The following is a 19,529-nucleotide window of genomic DNA, read 5'->3' on the forward strand; positions in this document are numbered from 1 at the left end:
CCCGCTGCGTTCCCCGCAGGGCGATCTGCGTTATCCTGCCCGTCGCATCCGCGTTCAAGGAGTACAGGCGATGGACAAGCCCAAGATTACGCAGGCCATGATCGACGCTTACGATGAATACACCCATCTCAGCCTCGACCGCCGCAAATTCATGGAAAAGCTCACCGTGCTCGCCGGCTCGGGCGCGGCTGCGGCGGCCATAGCGCCGCTCCTTTCAGCCAACAGCGCCCACGCCGCGATCGTCGCACCTGACGATGCGGGGATCGTCGCGGAGGACGTGACCTATCCCGCTCCCGGTGGTGAGATGAAGGGTTATCTCGTCACGCCGAAATCGGTATCGGGGCCGATCGGCTCCGTCATCGTCATCCACGAAAACCGGGGCCTGAACGACCATATCCGCGATGTAGCAAGGCGTGTAGCGCTTGCCGGTTTCCGGGCGCTGGCCGTCGATTTCCTCTCGCCGCAGGGCGGCACGCCCCCGGATGAGGAGAAGGCGCGGCAGATGTTCAGCGGCCTGGATATGGACGCGACCGTCGCCAATGCCGAAGCGGGCCGGGTCTGGCTTGCGGCAAGGCAGGGGGCCAACGGCAAGGTCGGCGCGGTCGGCTTCTGCTGGGGCGGCGGGCTGGTCAACCGTTTCGCCACCAAATCGGCCGGCCTCAATGCCGGCGTCGCCTATTACGGCCAGCAGGCCCCGGCGGCCGACGTGCCAGCCATCAAGGCGCCCTTGCTTTTGCAATATGCGGGTCTCGATGAACGTATCAATGCCGGTATCGATGCCTATAAGAAAGCGCTGGAGGAAAACGGCAAGACCTTTGAGATTTTCGTCTATGACGGCGTCAACCACGCCTTCAACAATGATACGTCCTCGGCGCGATATGATAAGGCGGCCGCCGATCTCGCCTGGGGCCGGACGGTGGAATTTTTCAAGAAATATCTGGCGTGATTGGGTTTTCGGCGGCGCCGGTGTGAAGGCGCAGGATGTTGGTCATTGTCAAGGGCGTGTGGGGCTTTACCCCCCTCTGCCCTGCCGGGCATCTCCCCTCAAGGGGGGAGATCGATCTGCGGCGAGGTTTCGCCCATCTCCTAGCCTGAGAATGAAGTTGAGGTAGTGCGTCGTGCCGATCTCCCCCCTTGAGGGGGAGATGCCCGGCAGGGCAGAGGGGGGTAAGCCCCACGCACCTCGGGTCCCTAAACCCCACCACCCCCACGCTTCAAATGCTCATCCAGCCTCGGCATGATTTCCACGAAATTGCAGGGCAGGTGGCGATAATCGAGCTGGGCTTTCAGAATGCCGTCCCAGGCATCCTTGCAGGCACCCGGCGAGCCGGGCAGCACGAAAATAAAGGTGGCGTTCGCCACGCCGCCGGTTGCGCGTGACTGGATGGTGGCGGTGCCGATCTTGTCATAGGAAATGCGATGGAAAAGCGCGGAAAAACCGTCCATGCGCTTTTCGAACAGCGGTTCCAGCGCCTCGGGCGTCACGTCGCGGCCGGTAAAGCCGGTGCCGCCGGTGGTGATCACCACATCCACGCCCGGGGCAAGCGTCCAGTCCCGCACCGTGTTGAAAATGGCTTGCCGGTCATCCGGCACGATGGCGCGGGCGGCGAGGCGGTGTCCCGCTTCCTCAAGCCTTGCAACGAGCGTGTCGCCGGATTTGTCATTTTCCAGCGTGCGGCTGTCCGACACGGTCAAAACCGCAATGCCAAGGGGAATGAAGGGTCTTTCGCCTGCCATGACCTAATCCTCAAATGGTTCGAGTCGCCTGAAAATACCAGCCGGGGCGTTTCTTCCAAAGCGATGTTTCCGCCTTGCGGGCGGCATCGAAGGAATGGAAAACCCCAAAGCAGGTCGCACCCGAACCGGACATGCGGACAAGCGCGGCACCTTCCTGTGACAGCATGCCGACGATCTCGCCGATCTCCGGCAGCAATGTCTGAGCGGGCGGTTGCAGATCGTTGCGGCTTTGCGCCAGAAAATCCATCCAGCCGATTGTCGCATGTGCCGGCAGGCGGGGATTGGTCTTGTTTTGCAGGCGTCGGAATATATCCGGTGTCGCAACGGCTTTCAGCGGATTGGCGAGAACCAGAAACAGGCAGGGCAGATCGGAGACCGGTTCGATCTCCTCGCCAATGCCGCGTGCGATGAGAGGCCGGCTTTCAAGGCACATGGGCACATCCGCGCCGAGTGTGAGCGCGAGCGATACCAGCCTTTCCGGCTCAATCGAAACCTGCCAGTGTCGCAACAACGCCCGCAGCGTCGCCGCCGCATCGGCCGAACCGCCGCCAATGCCGGAGGCGACCGGAAGGTTCTTCTCGAGGTGAATGGCAACCGGACGGCCTGACTGACCCGTGGCCGCAAGCGCATCACGCAGCCTGTCCCGGGCGCGGGTGACGAGATTGTCGCCGCCATCGTCCGTGCGCAGGAGATCGCCAAAAGGGCCGGAGATCGAAAAGGTGTCGGTATCGGCGTCACGAATGCGAATGGTGTCGCCGGCCTCGGTGAATGTCACCAGCGTTTCGAGCAGATGGTAACCATCTGCCCGCTGGCCGGTCACATGCAGTGCGAGATTGATTTTTGCCGGGGCCGCCTCGATGGTCTCGGCCGCCCCGGAAACCTCATGCACACGCATACGGCATCAGGATTTCTTGTCCGGGGCAGGCACAGGAGCCGGTGCCGGAGGAGCCGGCGGTTGCGGCGCGACATCCTTCTTGGCGGTATTTTCGGCATCCTTTTCGAGAGGCGGCAGGCCGTTGGCGATCTTTTCCTTCACCTTGGCCTTGTCCACGTCATCGCTGTCGCCGATCAACGCACGGTTCCACTGGTAGACCGCCTCGATCTTGCGGCCCACGCGCCAATAGGCGTCGCCCAGATGGTCGTTGATGGTCGGATCGCCGGCCTTGAGTTCGATCGCCCGCTCCAGTTCGGTCACGGCGTCATCAAAAGCGCCGAGACGATAATGCGCCCAGCCAAGCGAATCGACGATGTAACCGTCATTCGGGCGAAGCTCGACGGCGCGGCTGATCATCTTCATGCCTTCGTCGAGATTGATGCCCTTATCCACCCAGGAATAACCGAGATAGTTCAGCACCTGCGGCTGTTCCGGGTTCAATTCCAGCGCCCGCTTGAAATTCGGTTCTGCCTTGTCCCATTCCTTCAGGCGCTCATAGGCGATACCGCGCTGGAAGAACACCGACCAGTCGGATTTCTGCGGCACGGCACCGATCACCTCGATGGCCTTGTCGTAGTTTTCGGCCATGGCCTTGTAGTCCTTGGCGTCCGAAAGCACGCTGCCATAAGCGAGGTAGGAGCGAACGTCCTTCGGGTCGGATTCGAGCAGGGATTTGAGGTGCTGGCGCGCCTCATCCACCTTGCCGGTCTGCGCCAGCGTCAGTCCGAGCTGCAGCTCGGAGATGCGATACATTGGCGAATCCTTCGGCACATCACGGTAAAACACGATGGCGCGTTCAGGCTGCTTCATGGCTTCAGCAAGCCCGCCGAGAAGAATAAGCGTATCGGGGCTTTTCTGATCGAGTGCGCGTGACGTCTGCAGATAAAGCGTGACGATTTCCTCGGCGCCCTCACGGTTCAATGCCCCGGCAATCGAGAACATGACGCTGGCGGCGCCTTCCACCGCATTGGTGATCTGCTGTTCCGGCTTCTCACCCTTTTCGATTGCTTCGCGAAGCGCTTTCAGCGGCGCGTAATTCGGCGCGAAAGTATCGCCGACCGCAATCGCGTCCAGCGCCTTCTGCCTGTTGCCGGCGGAAGCCTCGAGGCGTGCCAGCGCCATCACCGCGCGCATATAGGTATCGGACGCCGTTGCGCCGCCTTCGCGATCCGTCACCGCTTCGTTGAGGCTCTTGCGGGCCGCATCGATATTGCCGCTGACAAGGGCGATGGCCGCCGCATTGTATTTCTGGAAGATCGAAATCCAGCCCGGGCCCTTCATGTTGTTGACGAGCGCCAAGGCTTCCTTCGGCTTGCCGGAACCGGCACGCGCCCATGCGGTCAAAAGCGTGTTGACCATGCGGTCAAGATCGTTCGGGCCGGTATATTTCAGGATTTTTTCGGCCTTGGTGAATTCCTTGTCCTTGATGGCGTCAAGGCCGCGCACGATGGTCGTCACCCGCTCGACGGACGTATCGTCCTTCATCGAATCGGCAATCTTGGCGCCTGCCTCGAAGTTGCCGCTCAGGAGTTCGGCGATCATCAGCCGCTGGCGGATTTCCGAATTGGCGGGATCGAATTCCAGCGCCTTTTTGTAGAGCGAAATCGCGGTGGGATAGTCCTGATCGACATCGGCATTGCGCCCGGCAAGGAAAGCGCCGGAGAAGGTGTTCACCTTGGCCGGATCGAACGTAACGGCCTTCTCTTCCGTTTTCGCCTTTGTCTCCGCAAGGCCGGGGCTTGCGCCCGCGCCGATTGCGAGAGCAGCGGCAAGAGCCGCGCTGCAGAGAAGACGGAGTGCTGGTTTACGCCGCATGAGGGAACCTTTGCCTTTGTGCGAATGCACGGAAAAATCAGTTTCCATTGTTTGGTCACGATAGAATGGCTTTTTTGAAGCAACCCCGCAAGAAATTATGGCCCGGCCACAATCGCGCCTTGCGAAAAATCCGACCCGAAACATCGGGCGGACGGTCCTGTCCATCCGCCGTTTGCGTGGGCCTTTAGCCTTAGTTCAGACGCTCGATGCAGAAGTCGATCACTTCCAGAAGCGCATTTTTCCATGGGCTCTGCGGCAGCGGCGCCAGCGCATCGCGGGCAATGGTGCCATAATGTGTGGCGCGTCCGATCGTGTCGCCAAGACCATTATATTTGGTGATCAGGCCCAGCGCCTTTTCGAGGTTTTCATCGCTGCTTTCGCCCTTTTCGATGGCGTTACGCCAGAAGGCGCGCTCGTCCTGCGTGCCGCGACGATAGGAAAGGATGACCGGCAGCGTAATCTTTCCTTCACGGAAATCGTCGCCGGTATTCTTGCCGAGATCGGCGGACTTGCCGCCGTAGTCGAGGACGTCATCGACGAGCTGGAAGGCGAGGCCGAGATTCATGCCGTAGGATTTCAGCGCGCTGCGGGTTGCCTTGTCCGTCTTTGCAACAATCGGGCCGACTTCCGCCGCAGCCGCAAACAGGGCCGCCGTCTTGGCGCGAATCACCTGCAGATAATCGTCTTCGGTGGTTTCCATGTTCTTGGCGACCGAAAGCTGCAGCACCTCGCCCTCGGCGATGACCGAAGCGGCCGTGGACAGCACATCAAGGGCATCGAGCGAGCCGACATCAACCATCATGCGGAAGGCCTGGCCGAGCAGGAAGTCGCCGACGAGAACGCTTGCCTGGTTGCCCCAGATGGTGCGGGCGGTGGATTTGCCGCGGCGCAGATCGCTTTCATCCACCACATCATCATGCAAAAGCGTCGCCGTGTGCATGAATTCCACGCTGGTGGCGAGCTTGATGTGGTGATCGCCCTCGTAACCGAACATCGAGGCCGAAGCGAGCGTCAGCATCGGCCGCAGGCGCTTGCCGCCGGATGAGATCAGATGGTTGGCCACCTCGGGTATCATCTGGACATCGGAACCCGCCTTGGAGAGGATAAGCTGGTTCACCCGTTCCATGTCGGGGCGGGTCAGGTCGACAAGCGGCTTGACGGATGCGAGTTTGTTTTTGCTTTCTTCAAGCGGTATGACGACGCCCAAGGGACAGGACTCCTGTTCGAATTTGAATTCGACAATAAAAACTGGCGCCTTGCGCGGCAAGGGGCGAATTGCCGCTAGCCATTCAAAAAGATGGGAATTTAGGGCTTATCCATGCGTGAACTGATCCGTACCAACGATGCCGTGCTGCTCTCCTTCGCTGAAAGCCTGATGAAGGACGCCGGCATCCACTGCCTTGTTGCCGATCAGGCGATGAGCATTCTGGAAGGTTCGCTCGGTCTTTTGCCCCGAAGGTTCCTTGTGGAAGAGGATCGTGCCGATGAGGGCCGACGCATCCTCATCGATGCCGGGCTGGGGGACGAGTTGCGGGGCGAAGAGGCTTAAGGCGACGTGGGCGACGATATTTCCGAAACGATTGACGCCTTTCATCGGGGCCGGTTTCACATCCTTCAGCCGAAGGGCAGGGGGCACCGCGCCGGCATGGATGCCATGCTTCTGGCCTCGCTGGTGGCGGATGACCGCCCCTGCCGGATAGCTGATCTCGGTGCGGGTGCAGGTGCGGCGGGTTTTGCTGTTGCCGCCCGGCTGGAGACGGCCGAGGTAACGCTTTACGAACGCTCGCCGGAAATGGCGGATTTTGCCCGCCGCAGCCTGTTGCTACCGGAAAACGCCGCTTTTTCCGCTCGGGTAAGCGTGCGCGAGGCCGACGTGACCCTGCGGGCGAAAGCGCGTGTCGAGGCAGGATTGCCCGATGACTATTTTCACCACGTCATCATGAACCCGCCCTATAATGATGCGGGCGACCGCCGCACGCCGGATGCTCTGAAGGCCGAAGCCCATGCCATGACGGAGGGTCTGTTCGAGGACTGGATCAGAACCGCAGGGGCGATCATGGTTTCGGGCGGGCAGCTGTCGCTGATTGCACGGCCGCAATCGGTGGCGGACGTCATTGCCGCCTGCGGCAGCCGCTTCGGCGGCATGGAGATTACCCTCATCCATCCACGTCCTGGCGAGGACGCGGTGCGCATGCTGGTTACCGCCATCAAAGGCTCGCGGGCGAAGCTGTCATTCCGCTCGCCGCTCATCATGCATGAGGCCGACAGCCACGCCTTTACCCCATTCGTGGACGACCTGAACAATGGCCGCATCGCCTATCGCCGTAATGTAAAGGCAATCAGAGCCGGCTTATAAATATCGCCGTTCCGCCGGCCGCACCATTGTGTTTTCCCGGGCGATACATACATGCCTGACGAACAGGCAAATGCTGCGAGGATTGAGTTGTGGGTTTTTTGAAGTATCTGGTACCGAAACGCTTTCGCAAAAAAGAACTCGTCATCCCTGTCGTGCGCATGCATGGCGCGATAATGGCGGGCGGCAGCCAGTTTCGTCCCGCGCTTAATCTAGCCTCCTATGCGCCGCTGCTTGAAAAGGCCTTCGCCATCAAGGACGCGCCGGCCGTCGCCATTTCGCTCAACTCTCCCGGCGGCTCGCCGGTACAGGCGCGGATGATCTATAATCGCATCCGCCAGCTTGCCGAGGAAAACGAAAAGAAAGTCCTGATCTTCGTGGAGGATGTGGCGGCCTCCGGTGGCTACATGATCGCGCTTGCCGGTGATGAGATCATTGCCGACCCCACCTCCATAGTCGGCTCGATCGGCGTCGTCTCCGGCGGTTTCGGTTTTCCGGAGATGCTGCGGAAGATCGGCGTGGAGCGTCGCGTCTACACGGCCGGCGAAAACAAGGTCATCCTCGATCCCTTCCAGCCGGAAAAGGAAGGCGATATCGACTACCTGAAGTCGCTTCAGGTCGAAATCCACAATGTTTTCATCGATATGGTGAAGATGCGCCGCGGCGCGAAGCTGATCGACGATGAGACGATCTTCTCCGGCCTGTTCTGGACCGGCATGCGTGGCCTCGATATCGGCCTGATCGACGGGCTGGGCGACATGCGCGAGGTGTTGCGCCGCCGTTACGGCGAAAAGATCAAGCTTCAGCTTATCAGCGGCGGGCGCACCCTGTTCGGCAAAAAGGTGCCGGGCGTGAATGCGGCACTCGGCCTGAATGGCGAAAGGCTCGCTGCAGGCGCAGTCTCGGGACTTGCGGAGGTTGCCGAAGAAAAGGCATTGTGGTCGCGTTTCGGTCTTTGATATCGCGGGAATAGGGCCTTATGGCGCAGCTGATTACAATCATCCTTCTGGTGGTGGGATCCATCATCCTTTACCGCCGCTTTGTGCGCGACGCGCAAAAGCTGTCCGCAAAATCGAAACAGCGCGAAAAGGAACGCGAGACCGGCGCCATCGGCACGTTGATCAAGGACCCCGAGACGGGCGAATATCGCGTCAAACGCGAGGATGATGCGTAACCGCGGGCGCGAAGCGGCGCGTTTCGCCGGCATTGGGTGGTAAGTTACAAGTTAACCCAAAAAGCAGCTTGTTCAGATATACCCCAATTTCTGCAAGTATTTTTGCCGGATTTATGCAACTACTGGTCCCCGATATTTGAGATTGATCTGCAGCGCTTCGCCCATAGCCGGCTGAAGCCGCGCATGAGCTTGCTGGACGGGGTATTTTTTGCAGAAAGTTCATTCCATTCAGTTTTTGCGAGCAGTCGCAGCGCTGGCAGTCATGTTTTTCCACATTGCCGGCACGCCTTTCACGATCGGCGCAGCCGGAGTGGATGTTTTCTTCGTCATATCTGGATTTGTCATGGGGCTGGTCGCTGGCAAGTCGCCACCCGGCAAGTTCCTGCGCCATCGTCTCTTCCGTATCGTGCCGCTTTACTGGGCCATCACATTCGTCATGTGCTTTGGCGCACTGGCCGGGGTGTTTTCCACCTTCACCTTCACGATGGAACATCTCTGGAAATCACTGCTCTTTGTCCCCTATGTCAACGCTGCGGGCCAGGTGACACCGCTGGTGCTGGTGGGCTGGACGCTGAATATGGAGATATTCTTCTATCTTGTATTCGCGCTGGGTCTTGCATTGCGCGCGCCGATCGCCGTAACCGTCGTCATCCTGTCGGCAATGGTGGCCGTGGGGCAGCTGGCGGACTGGCAATCGCCATTCATGCAGATTTGGGCATCGCCCCTGTTGCTGGAATTCCTCGCCGGGCTTATCCTGTCTCGGATTGCCTTTGCGAGCATGCGCAGTGGTATCGCCGCTCTCGCCCTGTCTTTTGTCGGGTTTGCTTTTGCGGCGGGTATCGGTGAGCAATTTGGTCTTTTGCGTATCGTGAGCTGGGGCCTGCCTGCCTTTCTGCTCGTCGCGGGTTGTGTCTGGATCGAAAGAGCCGGTGGCTGGCCTGAAGCGTGGCTGAAGCCTTTCGAAATTGTCGGCGACGCCTCCTATGCGCTTTATCTCCTGCACGGGCTGGTCATTTCGATAGTCCTGAAGGTCATAGCACCGGGTTTTGCGGCGAGCATCGTGATCGTTGTTGTTGCGCTGGCTGTGTCTATTGCGGCGCATATTCTGTTTGAAAAGCCTGTCATCAGGCTTTTCAGAAAGTTCGCAGATCGCGGCATCGCAAGTTCACGGGCGGAGGCGGCGGGCTGATCCCCCCACTGCTGCGGGTCGCCGTTTCGCATAAAACCTTGACCCTCAGGCCATGCCGTGGCACCAGTCCGCATCCGAAGTAAGTCAGTGCTTACTTGTCCTCCTAACGCCGCGATGACTGCAATGACCGATATTCCAGACCATATGAACCCGAAGCGTTCCTTTCAGGCGCTGATCCTGACGCTGCATAATTACTGGGCCGACAAGGGCTGCGCGGTGTTGCAGCCTTACGATATGGAAGTGGGCGCGGGAACGTTTCATCCGGCGACGACGCTGCGCGCACTCGGGCCGAAGCCGTGGAAGGCCGCCTATGTACAGCCGTCACGTCGTCCTTCCGACGGCCGTTACGGCGAAAACCCCAACCGTTTGCAGCATTATTACCAGTATCAGGTCATTCTGAAGCCAAACCCGTCGAACCTGCAGGAACTCTATCTCGGTTCGCTGAAGGCGATCGGCCTCGATCCCTTGCTGCACGATGTACGCTTCGTTGAGGACGACTGGGAAAGCCCGACGCTCGGGGCCTGGGGTCTTGGCTGGGAATGCTGGTGCGACGGCATGGAAGTGTCGCAGTTCACTTACTTCCAGCAGGTTTGCGGCATTGAATGCTCGCCGGTTGCCGGCGAACTGACCTATGGTCTGGAGCGTCTGGCCATGTATGTTCAGGGCGTCGACAATGTCTACGACCTGAATTTCAACGGCCGCGAGGGCGAAGAGAAGATTTCTTATGGCGACGTCTTCCTGCAGGCCGAGCAGGAATATTCCCGCCACAACTTCGAATTTGCCGATACGGCCATGCTGCATCGTCATTTCATCGACGCCGAAAAGGAATGCCAGGCGCTTCTCGCCGCCGGTGCACCCGGTGACAACGACAACCAGCGCCTGCACAAATGCGTTTTCCCGGCCTATGACCAGTGCATCAAGGCAAGCCATGTCTTCAACCTTCTGGATGCGCGTGGCGTGATCTCGGTTACCGAACGCCAGAGCTATATTCTGCGCGTACGCACGCTGGCGAAAGCTTGCGGCGAAGCCTTCCTGCTGACAGATGCGGGCGGGCTGAACTGGAACAGGGCCGCCTGACGATCTATCTAAGGCGGACAACAGTCTAATGTGCGGATGCCGCTCATGGCGTCCGCGCCTCTTGAGGAGGGGTCGGGAATGTTCATCACGCTGGCAATCATCGCGGCAATCGCGCTTTATGTCGTCTTCATCTATAACGGCCTCGTCAAGGCGCGGCAGATGAAGGAAGAGGCGTGGTCGGGCATCGACGTGCAGCTGAAACGCCGCGCCGATCTCATCCCCAACCTCATCGAGACCGTAAAAGGTTATGCCGCGCATGAAAAAACCACCTTCGAGGAGGTGATCGCCATGCGCAACCGCGCGCAGGCCGTGCCTGCGGGCGATGTCGAGGGTCGTGCACAGGCGGAGGGCCTGTTGTCGCAGGCGCTCGGTAAACTCTTTGCACTCGCCGAAGCCTATCCCGACCTCAAGGCCAACACGAATTTTCTGGAATTGCAGCGCTCGCTTGAAACCATCGAAGGCGAGCTCCAGATGTCGCGCCGTTATTACAATGGTGCGGCCCGCGATCTCAACGTCAAGGTGGAGAGCTTCCCGTCCAATCTGGTCGCCGGCCAGTTCGGCTTTGCCAAGGCACCTTATTTCGAGATCGACAATCCAGCCGATCGCGCTGTGCCAACGGTGAAATTCTGAGGACGCCGTTCCTCTGACGGTTTAAAAACCTCCCGCTCAAATTCCGATAATCCGGCTCCGTGCCGCATTCTTTGACAAGACGACGATCATGATCGAACTGACCATCACCCCGCCCGGCCACCCGCTTTCCGGCAAGGTTGAGCCGCCCGGCTCCAAATCCATCACCAACCGCGCGCTTCTGCTCGCCGGCCTCGCCAAGGGCAAAAGCCGCCTGACCGGGGCGCTGAAGAGCGACGACACGCTTTATATGGCCGAAGCCCTGCGCGAGATGGGCGTGAAGGTAACCGAGCCTGATGCGACGACGTTTGTGGTGGAAGGCACGGGCGTTTTGCAACAGCCGGAAAAGCCGCTTTTCCTCGGCAATGCCGGTACCGCCACGCGCTTCCTCACCGCCGCTGCCGCACTTGTCGATGGTGCCGTCATCATCGATGGTGACGAGCACATGCGCAAACGCCCGATCATGCCGCTGGTGGAGGCGCTGCGCTCCCTCGGTGTCGAGGCGGAAGCGCCGACCGGCTGCCCGCCCGTCACTGTCTGTGGCAAGGGCACGGGTTTCCCGAAAGGCAGCGTCACCATCGATGCCAACCTTTCCAGCCAATATGTGTCAGCGCTTCTGATGGCCGCCGCCTGCGGCGACAAGCCGGTCGATATCATCCTCAAGGGCGAGGAAATCGGCGCGAAAGGTTATATCGACCTCACCACCTCGGCCATGGAAGCCTTCGGCGCCAAGGTGGAGCGGGTCAGCAACGCCATCTGGCGCGTACATCCCACCGGCTATACGGCAACCGATTTCCACATCGAGCCGGATGCTTCCGCCGCCACCTATCTCTGGGGTGCGGAACTGTTGACCGGCGGCGCGATCGATATCGGCACGCCCGCCGACAAGTTCACCCAGCCGGATGCCAAGGCCTATGAGGTCATGGCCAAGTTTCCGCATCTGCCCGCCGAAATCGACGGCTCGCAGATGCAGGACGCCATTCCCACCATCGCGGTCCTCGCTGCCTTCAACGAAACGCCGGTGCGCTTCGTCGGCATCGCCAACCTGCGTGTCAAGGAATGCGACCGCATCCGCGCCGTCTCGCTCGGGCTCAACGAAATCCGTAGCGGTCTGGCGCATGAGGAAGGCGACGACCTGATCGTGCATTCCGATCCGGCGCTGGCGGGCCAGACGGTGAATGCCTCCATCGATACTTTCGCCGACCACCGCATCGCCATGAGTTTTGCGCTGGCGGCGCTGAAGATCGGCGGCATTGCCATCCAGAACCCTGCCTGCGTGGGCAAGACCTATCCGGCTTACTGGAAAGAGCTCGCCTCGCTCGGCGTCGAGTACACGGAAAAGGAAAGCGCTGCCGAACCGCAGCACTGAACGTATTGAGGAGGGAACGCCCCGTGAAGACCATCGCCGCAAGACTTCTCGCGCTGTTCGTCTTCCTGGGCGCGGCCTTTCCGGCCCTAGCGGAAGAATTCATCCGCTCCTATCATTCCGTCGTCGAGGTGGCGGCGGATGGCAAGCTGGCGGTGACGGAAACCATCACCGCGCGCGCCGAAGGGCAGAACATCAAGCGCGGCATCTTCCGCGATTTCCCGCTTTATGCGCTGGATGCGAACAACCGCCGCACCAAGGTGGATTTCAACGTCGTTTCTGTGGAGCGCGACGGGGCGCCGGAAAACTGGCGTACCGAAACTATCGATGGCGGCATCCGCATCTATACCGGCAGCGCCGACCGTTTTCTGCCGACCGGCGAGCATATCTTCCAGATCACCTACACGACCGCCCGGCAAATCCGTTATTTCAGCGATTATGACGAGCTGACCTGGAACGTCACCGGCAATGGCTGGCAATTTCCCATGGGCGAGATTTCCGCGACCGTGGTTTTGCCTGAGGGCGTTAAGGCGACAGACACCAACGTCTTCACCGGACCACTCGGTGCAAAAGGCAAGGACGCCCGCATCCTCAGCGAAGGCAACGAGGTGTTCTTCGCCTCCACCCGCCCGTTTACGGTGGGCGAGGGCATGACGATTGCCGTCAAGCTGCCGAAGGGCGCAATTGCAGCACCCGACACCTCACAGGAGGCGGGCTGGTGGCTGCGTGATAATCTGGCCATCCTGCTTTCGGGCGGCGGGCTTTTTGTCGTGCTGCTTTATTATCTGCGGGCGTGGTTCGCGGTGGGTCGTGATCCCGCCAAGGGCGTGGTGGTGCCGCGCTGGGATGCACCGGAGGGGCTTTCCCCGGCTTTGGTCAATTATGTCGATAACCGCGGTTTTTCCGGCGCGGGCTGGACGGCGCTCTCCGCCTCGGCCCTTGATCTGGCGGTCAAAGGCTATGTCGTTCTGGAAGATCTGAAGAATTCCATCGTCATCCGCCGCACGGAAAAGGCAACCGCCGCCGATCTGCCGACCGGGCAGAAGACGCTGCTCTCCGCCATCGGCGGTGCGGGCAAGGTGTTGACCATTGACAAGGCCCATGGGGCGGAAGTCGAGAAGGTCGGCACGCAGTTCCGCGCGGCGATAGAAAAGGAACATCGCGGCAAATATTACCGCAGCAATGCCGGTTATATCGTTTTCGGTATCTTCCTCAGCATCGCGATTATCGTCGCGACGCTGGTGTTTGGCGATCTCGATGAAAGCGCCATTGCCGCCATCCTGGTGTTCGGCTTTTTCTCTTTCTTCTTCAGCATCCTGTCGATCGGTATCGGTCGGCAGTTTTCGCGTGGCGCGCCACTGCGCAAGCGCATCGGCGGCATCGTCATGCTGGCCTTTGCCGGTTTCGTGGCCTTTTCAGCCATCGGCGGTATTGCCACGCAAATCCTGCTGGATGTAACGCATGATACCAAGTCGCTGGCGCTGGCGGCCATCGGCGGCATCGTGCTCACCAATGCGCTTTTCCTGTTCCTGATGGGCGCGCCCACACCGCTCGGCCGCAAACTGATGGACGGCATCGAAGGGCTAAGAACCTATCTGACGCTGGCGGAAAAAGACCGGATGAACATGGCGAGCGCTCCCGCCATGTCGCCGCAACATTTCGAGACGCTGCTGCCCTATGCCGTGGCGCTCGGCGTCGAAAAGCCCTGGAGCCGCACCTTCGAGACCTGGCTTGCGACAGCTGCCGCCGGTGCCGCAGTGGCAAGTTATGCGCCCGGCTGGTATTTGGGCAGCAATTACGGCAGCTTCGGCGACAGGATCGGCGGCTTTTCCACCTCCATGGCAAGCACCATCGCCTCCACCATCCCACAACCCGTCAGCTCGTCCAATTCCAGCTTTTCGGGCGGTGGCGGCGGCGGCGGTTTCTCGGGCTCCGGCGGCGGCGGTGGTGGCGGCGGCGGCTGGTGATGCGCGCCGGCGGTAATTTAACCGATAGCTGGTGACTTTTGCCGCTGGTCTTGCTAAGTCCGCGACACTCTTTTGCAACAGATTAAAGTCCTTATCCCATGCCCGATCTTCTGCTTGAACTTCGCTCCGAGGAAATCCCCGCCCGCATGCAGCGCAAGGCGGCGGGCGATCTGAAGAAACTCGTCACCGATGCCTTGGTGGAGAGAGGGCTGACCTATGAGGGCGCGCGTGAATATTGGACGCCGCGCCGCCTGACGCTGGATATTCGCGGCCTCAACGCCCGCTCCGCCGATGTGCGCGAAGAAAAGAAGGGCCCGCGCACCGACGCCAATGAAAAGGCCATCGAAGGCTTTTTGCGCGGCGCCGGTCTCAATGATATCTCGGAAGCGCAGGTTGTTTCCGACCCGAAGAAGGGCGATTTCTACGTCGCCATCATCAACAAGCCCGGCCGCCCGGCAGAAGAGATCATCGCCGAGGTGATGCCCGGCATCATCCGCTCCTTCCCCTGGCCGAAATCCATGCGCTCCGGCCCGGCCTCCATGCCGAAGGGTTCCAGCTATGCCGGCATCGAAGGCAAGGGCTCCGAAAGCCTTCGCTGGGTGCGCCCGCTGCAATCCATCGTCTGCCTGTTCGGCCCCGAGCATGACGAGACGCAGGTCATTCCTTTCGTGATTGACGGCATCGTCGCCGGCAACGTCACCTATGGCCATCGTTTCCATGCGCCTGGCCCGATCACTGTGCGCCGTTTCGAGGACTATGTCTCGAGCCTTGAAAAGGCGAAGGTCATTCTCGACGCCGAGCGCCGTAAGGATATCATCCTGCATGACGCCAAGGATCTGGCTTTCGCCAATGGTCTCGATCTGGTGGAAGACGAGGGCCTGCTGGAAGAAGTCTCCGGCCTTGTCGAATGGCCGCAGGTGCTGATGGGCACTTTCGAAGAGGATTACCTGCAGATCCCGGCGGAAATCATCCGCCTCACCATCAAGACCAACCAGAAGTGTTTCGTCACCCGCAATCAGGGTGCGGAAGAAGGCCTTTCCAACCGCTTCATCCTGATCTCGAATATCGAGGCGAGCGATGGCGGCAAGGAAATCATCCACGGCAATGGCAAGGTCGTGCGCGCCCGCCTGTCGGACGCCCGCCATTTCTGGAACCGTGACCAGGGCGATCTGCCCGATCTCGACACCTTGAAGGATTCGGCCGCGAAATTCGGCCTCGATCTTAAGAAGCCGCTCGACCAGCGTATGGCGAAGCTCGATGCGCTGAACGTGACGTTCCATGCCAAGCTCGGTTCTCAGGGCGAACGCGTTACTCGCATCCGTGAACTGGCGAAGGCGCTGGCCCCCGTCGTTGGTGCCGATGAAGCACTGGTGGACCGCGCGGTGGTGCTGGCCAAGGCTGACCTGCGCACCGAAGCCGTCGGCGAATTCCCTGAGCTTCAGGGCCTGATGGGCCGCAAATATGCGGCGCTGCAGGGCGAAAACGAAAGCGTCGCCGCGGCCATAGAAGACCACTACAAGCCGCAAGGCCCTTCGGATCGCCTGCCGGCCGACAAGGTGGCGATCACGGTCGCTTTGGCCGACAAACTCGATACCCTCGTCGGTTTCTGGGCCATCGATGAAAAGCCCACCGGTTCGAAGGACCCCTTCGCTCTGCGCCGTGCGGCGCTGGGCGTGGTGAGGATTATTCTGGAGCGGAATGTTCGGCTGCCAATAGCGGACATTTTCGAACCATGGCTAAAGCACGTTACGGAAAACGTGACTTTCGCGAAAAATCCGGATGACGTCATGTTCGAAGTGGAGGCTGATCTTCTGGCTTTCTTCCACGACCGCCTGAAAGTCTACCTCCGCGACCTCGGTGCCCGTTATGATCTGATCGACGCCGTCCTGACACCGGCATCCGATGATCTCCTGTTGATCGCCCGCCGTGTCGAGGCGCTTACCGCCTTCATCACCGGCGAGGATGGCCGTAACCTTCTGGCGGGCGCCAAGCGCGCCACGCAGCTTCTGGCCGCCGAGGAAAAGAAGGGCACCGTGGTTGCCGATGGCGTCTCTGAAGAGCTGCTGAAGCTCGACGCCGAAAAGGCGCTTTACGCGGCGATCAAGTCTGCCTCTGCCGATGCCGCGAAGGCTGTCGAAGGTGAGGATTTCCGCTCAGCCATGCAGGCGCTCTCCACGCTTCGCGCGCCAGTCGACAGGTTCTTCGAAGATGTGCTTGTCAATGATGAGGATGCGGCCATCCGCGCCAACCGTCTGGCGCTGCTGAAGGCCATCCGCGAGGCAACCGGTACGGTTGCGGATTTCTCGAAGATCACGGGGTGAGGGCTTTCGGGGTGGCCGGGTATGTCAGCGTACTTGGTTCACCCCCCTCTGTCCTGCCGGACATCTCCCCCTCAAGGGGGGAGATTGAAACGTGGCGACCTCTCGGTGATCTTTGAGGTTGCGAATTTTTGCAGGGAGCCAGCTTCTTGCCGATCTCCCCCCTTGAGGGGGAGATGTCCGGCAGGACAGAGGGGGTAAGCAGCAACCGCGACTCTCACAGAATGGCTCCCAATTGACCCAAACGCCTCCCAAAATCCTCATCAGCGCCTGCCTCCTCGGCCAGCCCGTCCGCTATGACGGCAAGGGTAAACCCCTGTCCCACCCCGCAATAGAGCGCTGGCGAAGTGAGGGCAGGCTGGTGACGATCTGTCCGGAAATGGCGGGTGGCATGCCCGTGCCGCGTCCACCGGCGGAAATCGAAAATGGGGCTTCGGGTCTCGATGTGCTGGAAGGCCGCGCCCGCGTGCTGGAAGTCACCGGCGGCGATGTCACGGCGCAATTTATCGCCGGCGCGGAAAAGGCGCTGGCCTTCGCCAAGGCCAATGGCTGCACCCACGCGCTGTTGATCGACGGCAGCCCGTCCTGCGGATCGCTTGCGATCTACGACGGTTCGTTCTCCGGCCTCAAACATCCGGGCAACGGCGTGACGGCGGCGCTGCTCGAAAAAGCCGGTATTGCCGTATTTTCACCTGCTGATATCGATCGTCTCGATGCGCTGACCCGCTGAAATCAGGCGCCGCAAACACGACATCGCCTGCTTCCCGACGTTGCAAATACTCCCTGCCATCATCCTCGACCTTGAGGCAATGACTCACAATGCAATCTGGCCATGGGTCCTCGGGTCGAGCCCGGGGATGACGCCGAATATGTAGGGAATGTTTTGGAGAGCACATAAAAATGCCGGGTCTGTGCCCGGCATTTTTGTTTCTATCGCATGAGACCGTTCGCGGTCACCCTGCCATACGCATCTGCTCTGCCATGCCGTGAAGCTGGTGGCCGGAGGAGACGCGGAAGCCGCGGATGAGGTTCAGCAGTTCTTCTGTATCCACGGCCAGCGCCTCGGCCGAAGCCGTGGTTTCTTCCGCCATGGCGGCATTGTGCTGGGTGGCGACGTCGAGCTGGTTGAGGGATGAGGAGATCGAGCGCAATGTCGTGTCCTGTTCGGCGGCCGAATGGGCGATCTTGCTGACGATCTCGTTTGCAGATTTGATCTGGTCCGAAATGCGTTTCAGCGCATCGCCGGCCTCTCCGACAAGACGCACGCCGTTTTCCACCTGGGCAGAAGAACGGGCGATCTGGTCCTTGATCTCCTTGGCAGCGGCGGCGGATTTCTGCGCCAGTTCGCGCACTTCCTGCGCCACCACGGCAAAGCCCTTGCCAGCCTCACCGGCTCGTGCTGCCTCCACGCCGGCATTCAGCGCCAGAAGGTTGGTCTGGAAGGCAATGTCGTCGATCACGCCGATGATGTTCGAAATCTGGTCGGAAGATTGTTCGATGCCGCTCATCGCTGATATCGCCTCTTCCACCACCCGGTCGCTGCGCATGGTCTCCGAGCTGACCGTGGTGACGCGCTTGGCGGCGTCTGCCGCGCCTTCGGCCGTCTGGCGTACCGCAACCGTCAATTCGTCCAGCGCCGCGGACGTCTCTTCCAGATTGGCAGCCTGCCGTTCGGTGCGCTGCGAAAGCTCGTTGGAGGCCTTGCGGATTTCTTCCTTGGAGCCGCCAATATCGATGCTCTTGGAATTCACCTTGGCCATGGCGGCATCAAGATGGGTCAGGGCCTCGTTGAAATTGTCGCGCAGCGCCGCATAACGGTTGCCGAGATCGCCGCAACGCACAGTCAGATCGCCGCCTGCCAGCTTTTCCAGCGCCTCGCCGATGGTGGTGACGACGCGGGCCTGCAATGCGGCTTCGTCGCGCTGCATGTCGAGATTGTTCTGGCGCTCGGTGTCGAGCTGGTTCTGCTGTTCTTCCTGCCGGCGCTGCATGGCGTGGCGCTCGCGCACCTTGTCCTGCAGCGAAGCGGTGGCCTTCGCCATCATGCCCACTTCGTTGGTGAGGCCGGTGTGAGGAATGGTGAGCGAGACGTTTTCATTGGCCACTTCACCAAGCGCACGGTGAATATCGCCAAGCGGTTTCGAAATGCCACGGATGACATAGAAGGCGGCGGCAAGCGCCAGCACGAAGATGGCGGCACCGATGGACAGCGCCTTCATCACCTCGCCGCGAACCTGCGCGTTCAGATCGTCGATATAGACGCCGGTCGCGACCACCACCTGCCAGGGCTCGAAGGCAAGTGCGTAAGAGCTCTTGGCGTAGTCATTACCTTCCATGCCGGGCTTCGGACCGTAGAAATCCGTCTGCCCGCCGCCAGTACGGCCAAGCCTCACCAGCTCGTCACGATAAGCGAAGCCCTTGCTGTCTGGTTTGCCCTTGTAGTTTTCGCCAACCCGCTTGGCATCGGGATGAAACTTCATCGTCACGTCATAGTCGTAACCGAACAGATAGCCATCAGGGGTGAACCGCATGGCGCTGACGGTGGCGTAGGCCTGTTTCATGGCTTCTTCCCGCGACAGCGTTCCGGCCGTTTCCTTGTCATGGAAGGATTGCAGAATGGAAATGGCCGATTGCACCTGCGTCCGCAGCATGCCGTAGCGTTCCTCATAGATCGCATCGGTGGCGGATTTCAGCTGGTAAAAGGTCGCTACGGAGAAAGCGGCCATAAGGGCCACCACGAGCACGATCAGTTGACGGGAGATGGAGAGATTCTTCATGGGCGCTCACAAACGTTTTGCGTCGCGGCCTTGAAAGGCCGCGCGCTGCCGAAGTTTCGGAAATGGAAAGGGCGCCTGATGCGCGGTGATGGACCTGAAAAGCGAGCGTCCGCCCCAGGCCTCATATTGTGCTGCATTGCACCATGAAGTCACTTAGCGACCAAAAATTTGAATAAATATTTAATTAGCGAAAGC

At 60.3% G+C, this 19,529-nt stretch carries 17 protein-coding genes; 12 read left to right on the top strand and 5 right to left on the bottom strand.

What is annotated here, in order from left to right; translation table 11 throughout:
• Nucleotides 1-70 precede the first annotated feature (70 nt).
• Entirely contained in the window at nucleotides 71-946 is an 876-nt protein-coding gene (locus tag PL640_RS02610; protein WP_271360702.1) for a dienelactone hydrolase family protein, read from the top strand.
• Nucleotides 947-1,191: 245 nt separating this feature from the next.
• Here the strand turns inward: PL640_RS02610 and moaB are convergent, their stop codons facing one another.
• The 4 genes from moaB to PL640_RS02630 form a co-directional block, all read right to left on the bottom strand.
• Nucleotides 1,192-1,737: a molybdenum cofactor biosynthesis protein B gene (moaB, locus tag PL640_RS02615; protein ID WP_262516593.1), complete on the bottom strand. Its 546-nt coding sequence runs from the start codon at nucleotides 1,735-1,737 to the stop codon at nucleotides 1,192-1,194.
• A gap of 10 nt (nucleotides 1,738-1,747) precedes the next feature.
• Nucleotides 1,748-2,632, bottom strand: coding sequence for a 4-(cytidine 5'-diphospho)-2-C-methyl-D-erythritol kinase (locus tag PL640_RS02620; RefSeq protein ID WP_271360703.1), 885 nt, complete (start codon nucleotides 2,630-2,632; stop codon nucleotides 1,748-1,750).
• Between the two features lie 6 nt (nucleotides 2,633-2,638).
• Complete coding sequence (locus PL640_RS02625; RefSeq protein WP_161991323.1) at nucleotides 2,639-4,534, bottom strand: tetratricopeptide repeat protein; 1,896 nt, start codon at nucleotides 4,532-4,534, stop codon at nucleotides 2,639-2,641.
• A 142-nt stretch (nucleotides 4,535-4,676) separates the two neighbouring features.
• Complete coding sequence (locus PL640_RS02630; protein WP_035219036.1) at nucleotides 4,677-5,693, bottom strand: polyprenyl synthetase family protein; 1,017 nt, start codon at nucleotides 5,691-5,693, stop codon at nucleotides 4,677-4,679.
• Nucleotides 5,694-5,804: 111 nt separating this feature from the next.
• Here PL640_RS02630 and PL640_RS02635 point away from each other — a divergent pair, with 111 nt between their 5' ends.
• The 11 genes from PL640_RS02635 to PL640_RS02685 all read left to right on the top strand — a co-directional run bounded on the left by PL640_RS02635 (nucleotide 5,805) and on the right by PL640_RS02685 (nucleotide 17,287).
• A complete protein-coding gene (locus PL640_RS02635; protein ID WP_142841218.1) occupies nucleotides 5,805-6,035 on the top strand; it encodes a putative signal transducing protein in 231 nt (76 codons plus the stop codon).
• Nucleotides 6,036-6,041: 6 nt separating this feature from the next.
• Nucleotides 6,042-6,842: a tRNA1(Val) (adenine(37)-N6)-methyltransferase gene (locus PL640_RS02640; RefSeq protein ID WP_271360704.1), complete on the top strand. Its 801-nt coding sequence runs from the start codon at nucleotides 6,042-6,044 to the stop codon at nucleotides 6,840-6,842.
• An 89-nt stretch (nucleotides 6,843-6,931) separates the two neighbouring features.
• Nucleotides 6,932-7,798, top strand: a complete 867-nt coding sequence (locus tag PL640_RS02645) for a S49 family peptidase (RefSeq protein ID WP_271360705.1) — start codon at nucleotides 6,932-6,934, stop codon at nucleotides 7,796-7,798.
• 20 nt (nucleotides 7,799-7,818) lie between these two features.
• Complete coding sequence (locus PL640_RS02650; RefSeq protein ID WP_046800646.1) at nucleotides 7,819-8,013, top strand: NfeD family protein; 195 nt, start codon at nucleotides 7,819-7,821, stop codon at nucleotides 8,011-8,013.
• A 208-nt stretch (nucleotides 8,014-8,221) separates the two neighbouring features.
• The gene (locus PL640_RS02655) at nucleotides 8,222-9,202 is read left to right on the top strand and encodes an acyltransferase family protein (RefSeq protein ID WP_271360706.1); all 981 of its coding nucleotides are present in this window, start codon (nucleotides 8,222-8,224) and stop codon (nucleotides 9,200-9,202) included.
• Nucleotides 9,203-9,316: 114 nt separating this feature from the next.
• Entirely contained in the window at nucleotides 9,317-10,279 is a 963-nt protein-coding gene (locus PL640_RS02660) for a glycine--tRNA ligase subunit alpha (RefSeq protein WP_035218800.1), read from the top strand.
• 78 nt (nucleotides 10,280-10,357) lie between these two features.
• A complete protein-coding gene (locus tag PL640_RS02665; RefSeq protein ID WP_006313108.1) occupies nucleotides 10,358-10,909 on the top strand; it encodes a LemA family protein in 552 nt (183 codons plus the stop codon).
• A gap of 88 nt (nucleotides 10,910-10,997) precedes the next feature.
• On the top strand, nucleotides 10,998-12,275 hold the full coding sequence (locus tag PL640_RS02670; protein WP_269698613.1) for a 3-phosphoshikimate 1-carboxyvinyltransferase: 1,278 nt from the start codon (nucleotides 10,998-11,000) through the stop codon (nucleotides 12,273-12,275).
• A gap of 23 nt (nucleotides 12,276-12,298) precedes the next feature.
• A complete protein-coding gene (locus PL640_RS02675) occupies nucleotides 12,299-14,239 on the top strand; it encodes a DUF2207 domain-containing protein (RefSeq protein WP_271360707.1) in 1,941 nt (646 codons plus the stop codon).
• A 98-nt stretch (nucleotides 14,240-14,337) separates the two neighbouring features.
• A complete protein-coding gene (glyS, locus tag PL640_RS02680) occupies nucleotides 14,338-16,560 on the top strand; it encodes a glycine--tRNA ligase subunit beta (protein ID WP_271360708.1) in 2,223 nt (740 codons plus the stop codon).
• A 232-nt stretch (nucleotides 16,561-16,792) separates the two neighbouring features.
• Entirely contained in the window at nucleotides 16,793-17,287 is a 495-nt protein-coding gene (locus tag PL640_RS02685) for a DUF523 domain-containing protein (protein WP_271360709.1), read from the top strand.
• Between the two features lie 223 nt (nucleotides 17,288-17,510).
• Here the strand turns inward: PL640_RS02685 and PL640_RS02690 are convergent, their stop codons facing one another.
• Nucleotides 17,511-19,334, bottom strand: a complete 1,824-nt coding sequence (locus PL640_RS02690) for a methyl-accepting chemotaxis protein (RefSeq protein ID WP_271360710.1) — start codon at nucleotides 19,332-19,334, stop codon at nucleotides 17,511-17,513.
• Between the last annotated feature and the right edge of the window lie 195 nt (nucleotides 19,335-19,529).

The sequence above is a fragment of the Agrobacterium sp. ST15.16.024 genome (assembly GCF_027956545.1).
Lineage (GTDB): Bacteria > Pseudomonadota > Alphaproteobacteria > Rhizobiales > Rhizobiaceae > Agrobacterium > Agrobacterium cucumeris.